The organism is Mycobacterium sp. NGS59, assembly GCF_059812345.1.
The window spans coordinates 209,022-223,079 of record NZ_JCALCN010000004.1 but is presented as its reverse complement, the minus strand read 5'-3'; the positions used below and the strand labels follow the sequence as shown (position 1 = coordinate 223,079).

At 66.9% G+C, this 14,058-nt stretch carries 12 protein-coding genes and 1 pseudogene; 10 read left to right on the top strand and 3 right to left on the bottom strand.

The window, feature by feature from the left end; genetic code table 11:
* The first annotated feature begins 19 nt into the window (after positions 1 to 19).
* A complete protein-coding gene (gene coaD / locus AC5Y46_RS07640; RefSeq protein ID WP_499942079.1) occupies positions 20 to 505 on the top strand; it encodes a pantetheine-phosphate adenylyltransferase in 486 nt (161 codons plus the stop codon).
* Positions 506 to 511: 6 nt separating this feature from the next.
* On the opposite strand, the gene AC5Y46_RS07635 is transcribed toward coaD, so the two are convergent.
* Positions 512 to 1,477 (bottom strand): metallophosphoesterase, encoded by a 966-nt coding sequence (locus AC5Y46_RS07635; RefSeq protein WP_499942081.1) that lies wholly within the window; start codon positions 1,475 to 1,477, stop codon positions 512 to 514.
* A gap of 115 nt (positions 1,478 to 1,592) precedes the next feature.
* Here AC5Y46_RS07635 and AC5Y46_RS07630 point away from each other — a divergent pair, with 115 nt between their 5' ends.
* The gene (locus AC5Y46_RS07630) at positions 1,593 to 2,645 is read left to right on the top strand and encodes an NAD-dependent epimerase/dehydratase family protein (RefSeq protein ID WP_499942083.1); all 1,053 of its coding nucleotides are present in this window, start codon (positions 1,593 to 1,595) and stop codon (positions 2,643 to 2,645) included.
* Positions 2,646 to 2,656: 11 nt separating this feature from the next.
* Here the strand turns inward: AC5Y46_RS07630 and purU are convergent, their stop codons facing one another.
* Positions 2,657 to 3,592 carry a formyltetrahydrofolate deformylase gene (purU, locus tag AC5Y46_RS07625; protein WP_499942365.1) on the bottom strand — a complete coding sequence of 312 codons (936 nt, stop codon included), beginning with the start codon at positions 3,590 to 3,592 and terminating at the stop codon, positions 2,657 to 2,659.
* A gap of 107 nt (positions 3,593 to 3,699) precedes the next feature.
* Between purU and AC5Y46_RS07620 the strand changes: the two genes are divergently transcribed.
* Positions 3,700 to 4,947, top strand: a complete 1,248-nt coding sequence (locus tag AC5Y46_RS07620) for an HNH endonuclease signature motif containing protein (protein ID WP_499942084.1) — start codon at positions 3,700 to 3,702, stop codon at positions 4,945 to 4,947.
* A gap of 158 nt (positions 4,948 to 5,105) precedes the next feature.
* Here AC5Y46_RS07620 and AC5Y46_RS07615 read toward each other — a convergent pair.
* Positions 5,106 to 6,287, bottom strand: a pseudogene (locus AC5Y46_RS07615) (permease); the annotation flags it as partial.
* Between the two features lie 301 nt (positions 6,288 to 6,588).
* On the opposite strand from AC5Y46_RS07615, the gene sepIVA reads away from it, so the two are divergent.
* Genes sepIVA through smc form a run of 7 tightly spaced genes read left to right on the top strand, consistent with a single transcriptional unit; the run spans position 6,589 to position 13,908 of the window.
* Complete coding sequence (sepIVA, locus tag AC5Y46_RS07610) at positions 6,589 to 7,326, top strand: cell division protein SepIVA (protein WP_499942086.1); 738 nt, start codon at positions 6,589 to 6,591, stop codon at positions 7,324 to 7,326.
* 58 nt (positions 7,327 to 7,384) lie between these two features.
* Positions 7,385 to 7,963: a YceD family protein gene (locus tag AC5Y46_RS07605; RefSeq protein WP_499942087.1), complete on the top strand. Its 579-nt coding sequence runs from the start codon at positions 7,385 to 7,387 to the stop codon at positions 7,961 to 7,963.
* Positions 7,960 to 8,679: a ribonuclease III gene (gene rnc, locus AC5Y46_RS07600; protein ID WP_499942089.1), complete on the top strand. Its 720-nt coding sequence runs from the start codon at positions 7,960 to 7,962 to the stop codon at positions 8,677 to 8,679. The genes AC5Y46_RS07605 and rnc overlap by 4 nt, the downstream gene beginning before the upstream one ends.
* A gap of 9 nt (positions 8,680 to 8,688) precedes the next feature.
* Positions 8,689 to 9,570: a DNA-formamidopyrimidine glycosylase gene (gene mutM, locus AC5Y46_RS07595; protein ID WP_499942090.1), complete on the top strand. Its 882-nt coding sequence runs from the start codon at positions 8,689 to 8,691 to the stop codon at positions 9,568 to 9,570.
* Complete coding sequence (locus AC5Y46_RS07590) at positions 9,567 to 9,977, top strand: OsmC family protein (RefSeq protein ID WP_499942092.1); 411 nt, start codon at positions 9,567 to 9,569, stop codon at positions 9,975 to 9,977. The genes mutM and AC5Y46_RS07590 overlap by 4 nt, the downstream gene beginning before the upstream one ends.
* A complete protein-coding gene (locus AC5Y46_RS07585) occupies positions 9,967 to 10,245 on the top strand; it encodes an acylphosphatase (RefSeq protein WP_499942094.1) in 279 nt (92 codons plus the stop codon). The genes AC5Y46_RS07590 and AC5Y46_RS07585 overlap by 11 nt, the downstream gene beginning before the upstream one ends.
* Before the next feature lie 57 nt (positions 10,246 to 10,302).
* Positions 10,303 to 13,908: a chromosome segregation protein SMC gene (gene smc / locus AC5Y46_RS07580; protein ID WP_499942096.1), complete on the top strand. Its 3,606-nt coding sequence runs from the start codon at positions 10,303 to 10,305 to the stop codon at positions 13,906 to 13,908.
* Positions 13,909 to 14,058 lie beyond the last annotated feature (150 nt).

Here is a 14,058-nt window from a genome sequence, read left to right as displayed (position 1 = left end):
CCGTGTAGCGTCTTTCGACATGAGCGGCGCGGTATGTCCCGGGTCCTTCGACCCGGTCACATTAGGCCACATCGACGTCTTCGAACGCGCCGCGGCCCAATTCGACGAGGTCGTCGTGGCGATCCTGGTCAACCCGGCCAAGAAGGGGATGTTCGACCTCGACGAGCGGATCGCGATGATCGAGGAGTCGACCAGCCATCTACCCAACCTGCGGGCCGCCGCCGGAAAAGGGCTGGTGGTCGACTTCGTCCGAGCCTGCGGGATGAATGCCATCGTCAAAGGCCTGCGCACCGGGACCGACTTCGAATACGAGCTGCAGATGGCGCAGATGAACAAACACGTCGCCGGCGTCGACACATTTTTCGTGGCGACGTCGCCACGGTATTCGTTCGTGTCGTCGTCGCTGGCCAAAGAGGTCGCGCTGCTCGGCGGTGATGTGACCGAACTGCTGCCCGAACCGGTGAACCGTCGGCTGCGCGAACGGATCGCCGAGAAGAACGCGTAGCGGTCGTCATGCCGCGACCTGCACGTAGTGATCGGGGTCGATCGAGGTCTCACCCCGCCAGCGGTAGGCGGTTAGTTTGCCGCCCTTCACCGCGCTGAAGTCCACGCACGCGCAACGGTCGCTCCAATCACGTTGCGGCTGTGGGTCATCCGCACGCCAGTAGTGGCCGTAGAACACCGGCACCGAACCGGTGTAGACGAAGGAACGATCGTCGGCCGGCACCTCGATGTCGGGCAACGGCGGGTAGGGCCGACCGTCCTCGGTGGTGAAGTTGTCGCCGATCTCCGCGATCTTGCTCAGAGTCGTCGCCTCGTCGTCCCACCATCGGATCCTGGCATTGCCGCGTAGCCGGCCGTCCTTGTCCCGGTAGGGCAACTGGCCATGATCAGTCAGGCTGATTTCCGGTCCCTTGAGCAGAACTTCGACCGTGGTATACAACCGGTCGCCCTTCGTCGACGCCCTGGCGAACTGGTCCAGCGAGCTGAAACGGTTCGAACCCAGTTCGGCCTCAACGTATTTCATCGATTCTTCGTGCCAGCACGCATGCACGACTCGAATGCCGCCCAGGTCGAGCCATAGCGGCAGCGTTTTGAACCACTCGATGTAGCGACGCCGCTGCCTGAGCGTGAGCTGCTTCAGGAACGCGCTGTGCTGGTGCTGGTTGTTCTTGGTGCGCCGACGCAAGTGACGTCCCTCGTGCTCCGGGTTCCTGGTCGCGTAGGAGATCGCATTGAATTCGTGGTTGCCCATGACGATCTGCGCACTGCCCGCGTCGACCATGCGTTTGACCACCTCGAGGACGCGGAGTTGGTCGGGTCCGCGGTCGACCAGATTGCCGACGAAGACGGTCTGACGGGTGGGATGGCGGTATGCGCCGGTCACATCCGCACGCGCGTAACCCAGCTCGGCGAGCAGTTTCTCGAGCGCGGAAGCGCAACCGTGAATGTCGCCGATGATGTCGTAGTACTGCATGCCTTGATCTTGACACTCGGGTCTGACAAGCCCTCGGGCCGAAACATGGCACTCACTCTCTTGAGTGGGCTACGGTCCTCTCAGGACAACGACGTTGACGGGATCGGGGACATCCATGTCAGAGACCGTGCTGATCACCGGCACCTTCGGTCTGGTCGGTGTCGACACTGTCAAGCGGTTCGCAGCGGACGGGTGGCGGGTGGTTGCCACGGTGAACCGTACGGCGGGCACGGTGCCGGCAGGTGTCCAGACCCGGCCGGTCGATCTGCGCGACGCGGAGCAGGTACGGCAAGTGGTGTCAGAGGTGGCGCCCGATGTCATCGTGCACCTGGCCGGGGTGATCCCGCCGTTGATCTACTACGATCCCAAACTGGCCCGGCGAGTGAATGTCGACGCGACGGCAGCGCTGGTACGTGCCGCCGAAGAGCTACCCAATCCGCCGCGCTTCCTGCATGCCTCGAGCTGCTCGGTCTATGGCGCACGAAACCCTTACCGCCACGACGTGATTGAGCTGGATACACCGCTACGCCCATGCGAGGTGTACGGGAGCCAGAAACTCGAGGCCGAGCAAATCGTGCGGTCGTCGGCTCTGGACTGGGTGGTGTTGCGACTCGGTGGCGTGCTCAGCGTCGACCTCAAGGCCATGCCATTCACCCCTGACGCACTGTTCTTCGGCAGCGCGATGCCCAGCGACGGACGCGTGCATTGCATCGACACCCGTGATGTCGCAACGGCATTCGCTGCGTCCGCGCACGCTGACGTGGTCCGTGAGGTGCTGCTGGTCGCCGGTGACGAATCGCACCGGCTGCTGCAGGCCGAGATCGGGCCGAAGATGGCAGCGGCGGCCGGCATGCCGGGCGCGATGCCGGCGGGGCGACCCGGAGACCCGGATAACGACGACGGTTGGTATCTCAACGACTGGATGGACGTGACCCGCGCCCAAGAAGTGCTGAAATTCCAACGGTATTCGTGGCCCGAGATGTTGGCCGAGATCCGGCAGCGGGCCGGCTGGCGGCGGCACCCGACGCGGCTCGTGTCACCAGTGGCGCGCCAGTTCGTCAAACGCCATGCCGCGTATCGCAAGTCGCCGGGACAGTATGCCGATGTGTGGGGGGCGCTTCGCGCCCGATTCGGCGACTCGATCATGGACGTTGCCACGGCCGAGTAGGTTTCGTCGTTTCAGAAGACGATGGTCTGGTTGTCGTGCACGATCACCCGGTCCTGGCAGTGCCACAGGACCGCGCGGGACAACACGGCCCGTTCGACGTCGGCGCCGACGCGCACCAGGTCGTCGACGGTGTCAGTGTGCCTGACGCGCACCACATCTTGTTCGATGATCGGTCCCTCGTCGAGCACTTCGGTGACGTAATGCGCGGTCGCCCCGACCAGTTTGACACCACGTTCCCGAGCACGCTTGTAAGGCGCCGCGCCGATGAACGCCGGCAGGAACGAATGATGAATGTTGATCAACGGACACCCGACCGCGGCGAGGAATTCCGGAGTGAGGATCTGCATATAACGCGCCAGCACAACCAGATCCGCGTTCCCACTGAGCAATTGGAGCTGACGCTGCTCGGCTTCGGCGCGGTTGTCGCGGGTAGCGGGAATGTGGACGAACGGCACCCCGAACGGGCGGACACGCTCGGCCAGATCGGGATGGTTGGCGATGACCATCGCGATGGACATTTGAAGCTCGCCACGGCGGTTGCGCCACAACAGATCCAGTAGGCAGTGGTCTTGCCTGGACGCCATGATGGCGACGCGTTTGGGTTTGGCGGCTTCGGTGAAGCGGTAGTCGATGCCGAATTTCTCGGCCACGGTACTGGCGAATTCCTGTTCGAGTCCGTCGATCGCCGCGGTAAGACCGGGTAGGTGAAAGATCGCGCGCTGCAGGAAGGTTCCGTCTTCGGGGGCGGTGGAATGCTGATCGAGGGAAATGATGTTGGCGCCGGCTCCAGCCAGGAAGGTGCTGACCGCGGCGATGATTCCGGGCCGGTCGTGGCACCGCAGGAGCAGACGGCCGATGTCGGCGGGAGGTGGGGGACCGGTCGGTCGCTGCGGAAAGCTGCCCGGCACGTTCGGCGTCGACACCCGCGGCCCCTTTCGCCTCGGAATTCCGCAGGCCACGATACCGCCGGAAATGGCCGGGTAGGGAGCTACGGCGCGGTCCATCGGCGATTCGGCAGCCGGGACTTGTCGGTGGCCCCTGCGATGATGAGGACATGTCTTCGAGCGCTTTGTCTGCTGAGCCGGTGAGCCAGGTCAAGCGGATTGACGTGTTGTTTGAGAAGCTCGCGGAGTTGGCCGGTCAGCGTAACGCCATTGATGGGCAGCTGGTGGAGATCATCGCTGAGCTTGATGGTGATCAGTTGTGGGGCAATACCGGGTGCCGGTCGATTTCGGCGTTGGTGGCCTGGAAGCTGGGAGTGTCTCCGGCGACGGCGCAGACGATGACTACGGTCGCCGGGCGGCTCAAGGAGTTCCCGCGCTGTGCCCGCAGCTTGCGCAAGGGCCGGTTGTCGCTGGATCAGGTCGGGGTCATCGCCGCGCGTGCCGGGGCGGGCTCGGATAAGCATTATGAGCAGCTGGCCCGGGTCGCCACGGTCAACGAGTTGCGCACCGCGGTCAAGCTCGAACCTCGCCCGGACCCCGAACCAGATCCCGGACCCGACCTGGAACCGCGGCCTTCGGTTACCAAGACCTCCGATGAGCAGTTCACGTGCTGGCGGATCAGACTCCCGCGGCTGGATGCTGCCAAGTTCGAGGCGGCGTTGGCCTCGCATCGGGAAGCGCTGATCGCGGAATGGACGCGCGATCATGCCGACGATGACCCCGAGGTGCGGCCTCCGTTGCCGGCGCTTGGCGAGGCATTCATGCGGTTGGTGGAGGCCGGCTGGGACACCGAAGCGGCCCGCCGCCCCCATGGCCAGCACACCACGGTGATCGCCCACCTCGACGTGGAACAGCAGGTGGGTGCGCTGCATCTGGGTCCGCTGCTCAGCGACGCTGACCGCCGGTACCTGACCTGTGATGCCACGTGCGAGGTGTGGTTCGAACGCGACGGCGAGCCCCTCGGTGCTGGCCGCAGTACCCGCACGATCAGTCGGCGGCTGCGCCGCGCGTTGGAGCACCGCCACCCGACGTGTGCCGTGCCCGGCTGTGGCGCGACGCGGGGTCTGCATGCCCATCACATCCGGCACTGGGAACACGGCGGTCCTACCGAACTGCACAACCTGGTGCTGGTCTGCCCGTATCACCATCGGCTGCACCACCGCGGGGCGATCACCATCACCGGAACCGCGGACAACCTGACCGTCACCGACAGCGACGGCCAGACCCTGCCCCCGGGATCGCTGGCCCGACCGCCCACCCAGCCTCCGCCGGACGTCCCACCGTGTCGCGGTCCACTCGGCGAACGCGCCGACTGGTGGTGGTACACGCCCTTCCAGCCCAAACGGGCTGAGCCATAGCCGATTCCGTCGCCGAGATGCCGCTGCGGACTCTCAACGCAGCCAAGTTCGCCAGTGCGGTACGCGGTGTCCCGTCAGTGGCACCCGTGCCCGCCATGCGCGTGCCCGTGCCCGTGCCCGCCATGCCCGTGCTCACCGTGCGCGTGCCCACCGTGCGCGTGCTCACCATGCGCGTGCTCACCGTGCGCGTGCTCGGCGTCCGGTGAACCATTCATCATGCGCAGCATCGGCATTCCGCCCGTGACAAAGAACCGAGCGACCAATACCGCCGCAACAAGCAAGAAGACGATGTTCAACCATGTCGTGTAGTTCCAGGAGATCCCGCCCGACATCACCATCGCATTGCGTTGATCCGGGATGAGACCTGCGGTGCCGAAGATCAATTCGACCAGATAGCCGGCCACGACCATCGCGGCGTAGAACGTGGCCAGCAGCGTCAGCATCATCTTGGTGCCGTAGTACTTCCGATAGATGTTCAGGATCGGCAGGATCAGCAGGTCGGCGAAGATGAACGCAATGACCCCGCCGAAGCTGATGCCGCCGTTCCACAGCACAGCGGCCAACGGCACGTTTCCTATAGAGCAGACGAACGACACGATCGCCACGACAGGCCCGACGACAGGCCCCCACACCGCCGACAATGTCGGGTTGTCAGCGAAAAAGAAGTTCTGCCAGAAGGTTTCGGGAACCCATGCGGCAATCGCGCCCGCTATCAACAGGCCCAGGATCAGGTCACGCAGAATCGCCAGCCACTCCATCACGAAGACGTGCGAGACCGAGGTGAGCCCCGGTCCGGAGAACAGTCGCCGCCAAAACGACCCGTCGCCCTGGATCGACATGTCCATCGCGGCATGGCCTTCCATCGAACCGGCGATGCCTTTCTCGGCCTGCTCACGCGCGGCATCGATGAGTCGTTCGCGGACGAAGAACCGGAACAGCAGTGCCAGCACGATGATCATCAGCGGCCCGCCGACGAATTCCGCGGCGGTGAATTGCCAGCCCATCAACAGGGCCAGAATGATGCCCAGCTCCACGACCAGGTTGGTGGAGCCGATCTCGAACGCCATAGCTGCGGTGAAGTTGGCACCCTTGCGAAACAGTGACCGGGCCAGCGCCACCGCGGCATAGGAGCACGACGATGACGCCGCACCCAAGCCCGTCGCGACGGCCAGCGTGCGCGGCCGGTCGTCCCCCAACAGCGCGACGATGGTTGTCCGGCGCACCACGGCCTGCACCACGGCCGACAAGGCGAAACCCAGAATCAGCGCCCAGAGGATTTCCCATGTCATGGACCCCGTCAGCGCCAACGCGTGACCCAGTGCATTTACCGCTCGATCCATCTCCGGCCTCCCGTCGATATACCCCCCAAGGGTATCTAGGTTGTCAACCCCACCAGCGATGCCAAAGAAATCCCGGACGAGCGCGGGCAAAGCGCACCACGATCGGGGCGGCCACGACGCGAGCCGCGTCTCCTGCACGGCTGACCGGGCGCCGCTCGCGGCGATAGTCTGGTGGCAAACCAGGGATGTACGACGACAAATTCACCCCGACACACCGACGTCACCACCGACGTCACATAGGTAACACCAGGCACACTGGTAACAATCAGGAATTGTGGCGAGACGCCAGGAGGGTATGGCCGTGTACCGAGTCTTTGAAGCGTTGGACGAACTGAGCGCGATCGTCGAAGAAGCCCGTGGCGTGCCCATGACCGCGGGCTGCGTCGTGCCGCGCGGCGATGTGCTGGAACTGATCGACGACATCAAGGACGCCATCCCCGGCGAACTGGACGATGCACAGGACGTGCTGGACGCGCGCGACTCGATGCTGCACGACGCGAAGACCCACGCCGACTCGATGGTGTCATCGGCGACCACCGAGTCGGAGTCGATGATCAACCACGCCCGCGCGGAGGCCGACCGCCTGCTCTCCGATGCCAAGGCTCAGGCTGACCGGATGGTCAGCGAAGCCCGTCAGCACAGCGAGCGGATGGTCGGTGAGGCCCGCGAGGAAGCCATGCGGATCGCCGCATCGGCCAAGCGCGAGTACGACGCCAGCATCAGCCGCGCCAAGTCCGAATGCGACCGGCTGATCGAGAACGGCAACATCTCCTACGAAAAGGCCGTGCAAGAGGGCATCAAGGAGCAGCAGCGCCTGGTGTCGCAGAACGAGGTGGTGCAGGCCGCGCACGCCGAATCCACCCGTCTGATCGACACCGCGCACGCCGAGGCCGACCGGTTGCGCGGCGAGTGCGACATCTACGTCGACAACAAACTCGCCGAGTTCGAAGAGTTCCTGAACGGCACCCTGCGGTCGGTCGGCCGGGGCCGCCACCAGCTGCGGACCGCGGCCGGTACGCACGACTACGTGACGCGTTAGGCGTTTCCCCCGGCGAACTGGCCGTGGACCTGCCGGCCGCGCGCCGTAGGATTTCCTTGTGGCAAAGCAGCACAGCCAGACGGCGCAGCGACCCGCCACCACGCCGTTGACGATGGACATCGCCCGCCTGGGCCGCCGGCCCGGGGTGATGTTCGCGGTGCATCAGACCGTGGACAGCCCGTCACGCATCGGCCTGGACCTGATCGCCATCCAGCCGGGCGCACCCCTGGACCTGGACCTGCGGCTGGAGTCGGTCTACGAAGGCGTGCTGGTGACCGGCACTGTATCCGCGCCGACCAGCGGAGAATGCTCGCGTTGTCTGTCGCCGATCCAGGGTCGCGTACGCGTGACGCTGACCGAGCTGTTCGCCTACCCGGACAGTGCGACCGAGGCGACCACGGAGGAGGACGAGGTCGGCCACGTCGTCGCCGAGACGATCAACCTCGAGCAACCCATCGTCGACGCCGTCGGCCTGGAACTGCCGTTCGCGCCGGTCTGCTCACCCGACTGCCCGGGCCTGTGCCCGCAGTGCGGTGTCTCGCTGGCCGCCGAACCCGACCACTCGCACGACCAGATCGACCCACGTTGGGCCAAGCTGGCGGGCATGTTCCCGCCCCGGGACGGAGACGAGCGGTGACCCCGTCGCGGCAGACTCTGCTCGATGCGCTCGGCGTCGACCTGCCCGAAGACCTGCTGTCGTTGGCGTTGACGCACCGCAGCTACGCCTACGAGAACGGCGGCCTGCCCACCAACGAGCGGTTGGAGTTCCTCGGCGACGCGGTGCTGGGACTGACCATCACCGACGAGCTCTATCACCGCCACCCCGACCGTTCCGAAGGCGATCTGGCCAAGTTGCGGGCCAGCATCGTCAACACCCAGGCGTTGGCGGACGTCGCGCGCCATCTGCCCGACGGCGGCCTGGGCGTGCATGTGATGCTGGGGCGCGGTGAGGCCAACACCGGCGGCGCGGACAAGTCCAGCATCCTGGCCGACGGCATGGAATCGTTGCTCGGTGCGATCTACCTGCAACACGGCATCAGCGTGGCCCGCGAGGTGATCCTGCGACTGTTCGGCCCGCTGCTGGATACCGCGCCGACGCTGGGTGCCGGGCTGGACTGGAAGACCAGCCTGCAGGAACTCACCGCATCGTGTGCCCTCGGCACCCCGACGTACCAGGTGACCTCGACCGGGCCGGATCACGACAAGGAATTCACGGCGGTGGTGGTCGTGATGGAGACCCAATACGGGTCTGGTGTGGGGCGTTCGAAAAAAGAAGCCGAGCAGAAGGCGGCGTCGGCCGCCTACAAGGCACTCGAGGCAGCGCACGTGCTCGATCCCGCGGGGAAGCCCTGACGGTTATCGATGCCAGAACTACCCGAAGTCGAGGTGGTACGGCGCGGTTTGCAGGCTCACGTGGTGGGCAAGACGATCACCGCCGTCCGGGTCCACCACCCCCGCGCGGTGCGCCGGCACGAGGCCGGGGCGGGCGACCTGACCGCTCGGCTGCTGGATGCGAAGATCACCGGCACCGATCGCCGCGGCAAGTATCTGTGGCTGCTGCTGGAGAAGAGCACAGACCCCGACGCCGCACTGGTCGTGCACCTGGGGATGAGCGGTCAGATGTTGCTGGGGGAGGTTCCGCGCGCCGACCACGTCCGGATCTCGGCGCTCCTCGACGACGGGACCGTACTGAGTTTCGCCGATCAGCGAACGTTCGGCGGGTGGCTGCTCGCCGACCTCGTGACGGTGGACGGCAGCGTGGTACCGGCGCCGGTCGCGCACCTCGCGCGTGATCCGCTGGATCCCGGGTTCGACGCCGAAGCCGTGGTGAATGTGTTGCGGCGCAAGCACTCCGAGATCAAGCGCCAGTTACTCGACCAACAGGTCGTGTCGGGAATCGGCAACATCTACGCCGACGAGGCGTTGTGGCGCGCGCAGCTGAACGGCGCGCGGATCGCCGCCACCCTACCCCGGCGGCGACTGCGGGCGGTCTTGGATGCCGCCGCCGAAGTGATGCGGGAGGCACTCGCCGAGGGCGGGACGTCGTTCGATTCGCTGTACGTCAACGTCAACGGCGAGTCGGGTTACTTCGACCGGTCGCTGGACGCCTACGGTCGCGAAGGGCAGAACTGCCGGCGCTGTGGAGCGGTGATGCGCCGGGAGAAGTTCATGAACCGCTCGTCGTTCTACTGCCCGAAATGCCAGCCGCGGCCGCGAAACACCGCGAGGAAAGGGGAAACATGACCGAACTGTGGGTCGAACGCACCGGCCCGCGCCGGTACACCGGGCACAGCTCGCGGGGAGCGCAGGTGCTCGTCGGCAGCGAAGACGTCGACGGGGTCTTCACACCGGGCGAGCTGCTGAAGATCGCGCTGGCCGCGTGCAGCGGAATGGCCAGCGATCAGCCTTTGGCGCGCCGGCTGGGCGACGACTACACAGCGACGGTCCGGGTATCGGGCGCCGCCGACCGGGACAACGAGGTCTATCCGCTGCTCGAGGAGACGCTCGAACTGGACCTTTCGGGTCTCAGCGCCGAGGACAAGGAGCGCGTGCTGACTGTCGTCGAGCGGGCCGTCGACATGGTGTGCACCGTCGGGCGCACCCTCAAGTCGGGCACCACGGTCACGTTCGGGGTCGCAGATGTCGGATGACGTGCGATTGACCGCCTGGGTGCACGGGCATGTCCAGGGCGTTGGTTTTCGCTGGTGGACCCGCTGCCGTGCGCTGGAGCAGGGGCTGACGGGGTACGCGGCGAATCACGCCGACGGCCGCGTGTTGGTGGTTGCGCAGGGGCCGCGGGAAGCCGGCGAACGGTTGCTCGAGCTGTTACGTGGCGGGGACACTCCGGGCCGGGTGGACAAAGTCGTCGAAGACTGGTCGAAGCCGACGGAACAATTCACCGGATTCGTCGAACGGTGATCGGACGACGGGCGCGCCGGGTCACCGCCGTCTGATCCAGCGGTAATCTGGCCCACCGTGTACCTCAAGAGTCTGACGCTGAAGGGCTTCAAGTCCTTCGCCGCGCCGACGACTCTGCGTTTCGAGCCCGGCATCACCGCCGTCGTCGGGCCCAACGGTTCAGGCAAGTCCAACGTGGTCGACGCGCTGGCCTGGGTGATGGGGGAGCAGGGCGCCAAGACGCTGCGCGGCGGCAAGATGGAAGACGTCATCTTCGCCGGCACCTCCTCGCGTGCCCCGCTGGGCCGCGCCGAGGTCACCGTCACCATCGACAATTCCGACAACGCACTGCCGATCGAGTACTCCGAGGTTTCGATCACCCGCCGGATGTTCCGCGACGGGGCCAGCGAGTACGAAATCAACGGCAGCAGTTGCCGTTTGATGGATGTGCAGGAGTTGCTGAGCGATTCCGGCATCGGCCGCGAGATGCATGTGATCGTCGGGCAGGGCAAGCTCGACGAGATTTTGCAGTCCCGCCCCGAAGACCGGCGCGCGTTCATCGAGGAAGCCGCCGGCGTGCTCAAGCACCGCAAGCGTAAAGAGAAGGCGCTGCGCAAGCTCGACGCGATGGCCGCGAACCTGGCCCGGCTCAACGACCTGACCACCGAGCTGCGCCGCCAACTCAAGCCGCTGGGCCGTCAGGCCGAGGTGGCGCGTCGCGCCCAGACCATCCAGGCCGACCTGCGCGATGCGCGGTTGCGGCTGGCCGCCGACGACCTGGTGAGCCGGCGCACCGAGCGGCAGGCGATCTTCGACGCCGAGGCGACCATGCGCCGCGAGCACGACGAAGCCGCCGCCCGGCTGTCGGTGGCTTCGGAGGAGCTGGCTGCGCACGAGGCTGAGCTTGCCGTGCTGTCGCAACGCAGCGAGGCGGTGCAGCACACATGGTTTCGGCTGTCCGCGCTGGCCGAGCGGGTGGGTGCGACGGTGCGCATCGCCGCCGAACGCGCACAGCACCTCGATGTCGAGCCGGTGCGGGCCAGCGACACCGACCCAGACGCCCTGGAAGCCGAGGCCGACGAGGTGGCCTCCCGCGAGCGACAGTTGCTCGCCGAACTGGAAGAGGCGCGCGCCCGGTTGGACGCCGCCCGTGCCGAGTTGGCCGAATGGGAGCGCCGCGCCGTGGAAGCCGACAAGGCGCACCTGGCGGCGGTGCGCGCCGAGGCGGACCGCCGGGAAGGTCTGGCGCGGCTGGCCGGGCAGGTGGAAACCATGCGGGCGCGGGTCGAGTCGATCGACGAAAGCGTCGCCCGGCTCTCGGAGCGGATCGAACAGGCGGCCGCCCGCGCGCAGCAGACCCGCGCCGAATTCGAGAGCGTGCAGGGCCGCGTCGGCCAACTGGACCAGGGTGAGCTGGGCCTGGACGAGCAGCACGAGCGGACGGTGTCGGCGTTGCGACTGGCCGAGGCGCGAGTCGCCGAGCTGCAGGCCAACGAACGCAGCGCCGAACGTCAGGTCGCGTCGCTGCGGGCCCGCATCGACGCACTGTCGGTGAGCTTGGAGCGCAAGGACGGTGCCGCCTGGCTCACCCGAAACCTCAGTGGCGCAGGGCTTTTGGGCTCAGTCGCGGAACTGGTCAAGGTGCGGCCCGGTTACGAGGCGGCACTGGCCGCGGTGCTCGGTTCGGCGGCCGACGCGCTGGCGGCTGACAGCGTCGACGCTGCGCGCGGCGCGGTTACCGCGCTCAAGCAGGCCGACGGCGGCCGCGCAGCGCTGGTGTTGAGCGACTGGCCCACCGCCGCGGCCGAGTCGGCGCAGTTGCCCGCCGGTGTGCTGTGGGCGGTGGACCTGATCGAAGCGCCGCCGCGACTGCGTGGCGCGATGGTCGCGATGCTGTCCGGTGTCGCGGTCGTCGACGATCTGAGTGCGGCGCTGGATCTGGTGGCCGGCCGTCCGCAGTTGCGGGCGGTCACCGTGGATGGCGACGTGGTAGGCGCGGGACGGGTGAGCGGCGGATCCGACCGCAAGCTGTCCACGTTGGAGGTTGCCTCCGAGATCGACAAGGCGCGCGGTGAGCTGGTTGCCACGGAGGAGCAGGTGGCGCAGCTGAACGCGGCGTTGTCCGGCGCGCTGACCGAGCAGACCGCCCGTCAGGAAGCCGCCGAGCAGGCACTGGCGGCACTCAACGAGTCCGACACCGCCATCTCGGCAATGTACGAGCAACTGGGCCGGTTGGGACAGGACGCGCGCGCGGCCGACGACGAGTGGACCCGGCTGCTGCAGCAACGCGCAGAACTCGAAGCCGCGCGCGGGCGGACCGTCGAGGACGTCGTCGAGCTGGAGACGCGGCTGCGTAACGCGCAGCAGACCGAGCTCGTGACCGAGGCGGAGGCCAGCCCGGCCGAGGCCCGGGAAGCCATCGCCGCCGCCGCCGAGAGCGCGCGCAGCGTCGAGGTCGAGGCGCGGCTGGCGGTACGCACCGCCGAGGAGCGGGCCAACGCGGTGCGCGGACGAGCCGACTCGCTGCGCCGGGCGGCCGCGGCCGAACGCGAGGCGCGGCTGCGGGCCGAACAGGCGCGCGCCGCCCGGATGCGCGCCGGTGCCGTGGCCGCGGCGGTCGCCGAATCGGGTCGGGTACTGGCCCGCCGCCTCGAAACAGTGGTCGAGGCGGCTGCGCGACTGCGCGACGAGCTGGCCGCCGAACGCCGGCAACGATCCGCGGCCCGGGCCGCGGTCCGCGAGGAGACGAACACGCTGAGCGCGCGGGTGTCGGCTCTGACCGATTCGCTGCACCGCGACGAGGTGGCCAATGCGCAGGCGGCGCTGCGCATCGAGCAACTCGAGCAGATGGTGCTCGAGCAGTTCGGGATGGCGCCGGCCGACCTGGTCGCCGAATACGGTCCCGACGTCCCGCTGCCGCCGACGGAGTTGGAGATGGCCGAGTTCGAACAGGCGCGTGAGCGCGGCGAGCAGGTCGTGGCGCCCGCACCGATGCCGTTTGACCGCACCACCCAGGAGCGGCGCGCCAAACGCGCCGAGCGGGAGCTGACCGAGCTCGGCCGGGTCAATCCGTTGGCCCTCGAAGAATTTGCTGCCCTGGAAGAGCGGTACAACTTTCTGTCCACTCAGCTCGAAGATGTCAAGGCCGCGCGCAAGGACCTGCTCGACGTCGTCGCCGAAGTCGACTCCCGCATCCTGCAGGTGTTCAGCGATGCGTTCTTCGACGTGGAACGGGAGTTCCAGACGGTGTTCACCGCGTTGTTCCCCGGCGGCGAGGGTCGGCTGCGGCTGACCCAGCCGGATGACATGCTGACCACCGGCATCGAGGTGGAGGCCCGTCCGCCCGGCAAGAAGGTGACCCGGCTTTCTTTGCTGTCCGGCGGGGAGAAGGCACTGACGGCGGTGGCGATGCTGGTTGCCATCTTCCGGGCCCGGCCGTCGCCGTTCTACATCATGGACGAGGTGGAGGCGGCGCTCGACGACGTCAACCTGCGCCGGCTGATCGGGCTGTTCGAGATGCTGCGCGACCGCTCGCAACTGATCATCATCACCCATCAGAAGCCCACCATGGAGGTCGCCGACGCGCTCTACGGCGTGACGATGCAGGGTGACGGGATCACCGCGGTTATCTCGCAGCGAATCCGGGGACAGCAGGTAGACCGGTTGGTGGGCACACCTGGATGAGTCGCGGCCCGACGGAAGTTCGAGCGGGTACTTGACGGCTTTGATTGTGAACTCAGGGCTCTGATTGGGCAGTGGCGGTGGGATTTTCGCGAAATCCCCACCCTGGCTGCACAACCGAAACCCTGACTTCACCCCGAGAGTCCTGCCTGC

Bases quoted from the DNA above. Each gene is read 5' to 3' on its own strand.
- coaD (WP_499942079.1), top strand. From the start codon at position 20: ATGAGCGGCGCGGTATGTCCCGGGTCCTTCGACCCGGTCACATTAGGC.
- AC5Y46_RS07635 (WP_499942081.1), bottom strand. From the start codon at position 1,477: ATGCAGTACTACGACATCATCGGCGACATTCACGGTTGCGCTTCCGCG.
- AC5Y46_RS07630 (WP_499942083.1), top strand. From the start codon at position 1,593: ATGTCAGAGACCGTGCTGATCACCGGCACCTTCGGTCTGGTCGGTGTC.
- AC5Y46_RS07620 (WP_499942084.1), top strand. From the start codon at position 3,700: ATGTCTTCGAGCGCTTTGTCTGCTGAGCCGGTGAGCCAGGTCAAGCGG.
- mutM (WP_499942090.1), top strand. From the start codon at position 8,689: ATGCCAGAACTACCCGAAGTCGAGGTGGTACGGCGCGGTTTGCAGGCT.
- AC5Y46_RS07590 (WP_499942092.1), top strand. From the start codon at position 9,567: ATGACCGAACTGTGGGTCGAACGCACCGGCCCGCGCCGGTACACCGGG.
- AC5Y46_RS07585 (WP_499942094.1), top strand. From the start codon at position 9,967: ATGTCGGATGACGTGCGATTGACCGCCTGGGTGCACGGGCATGTCCAG.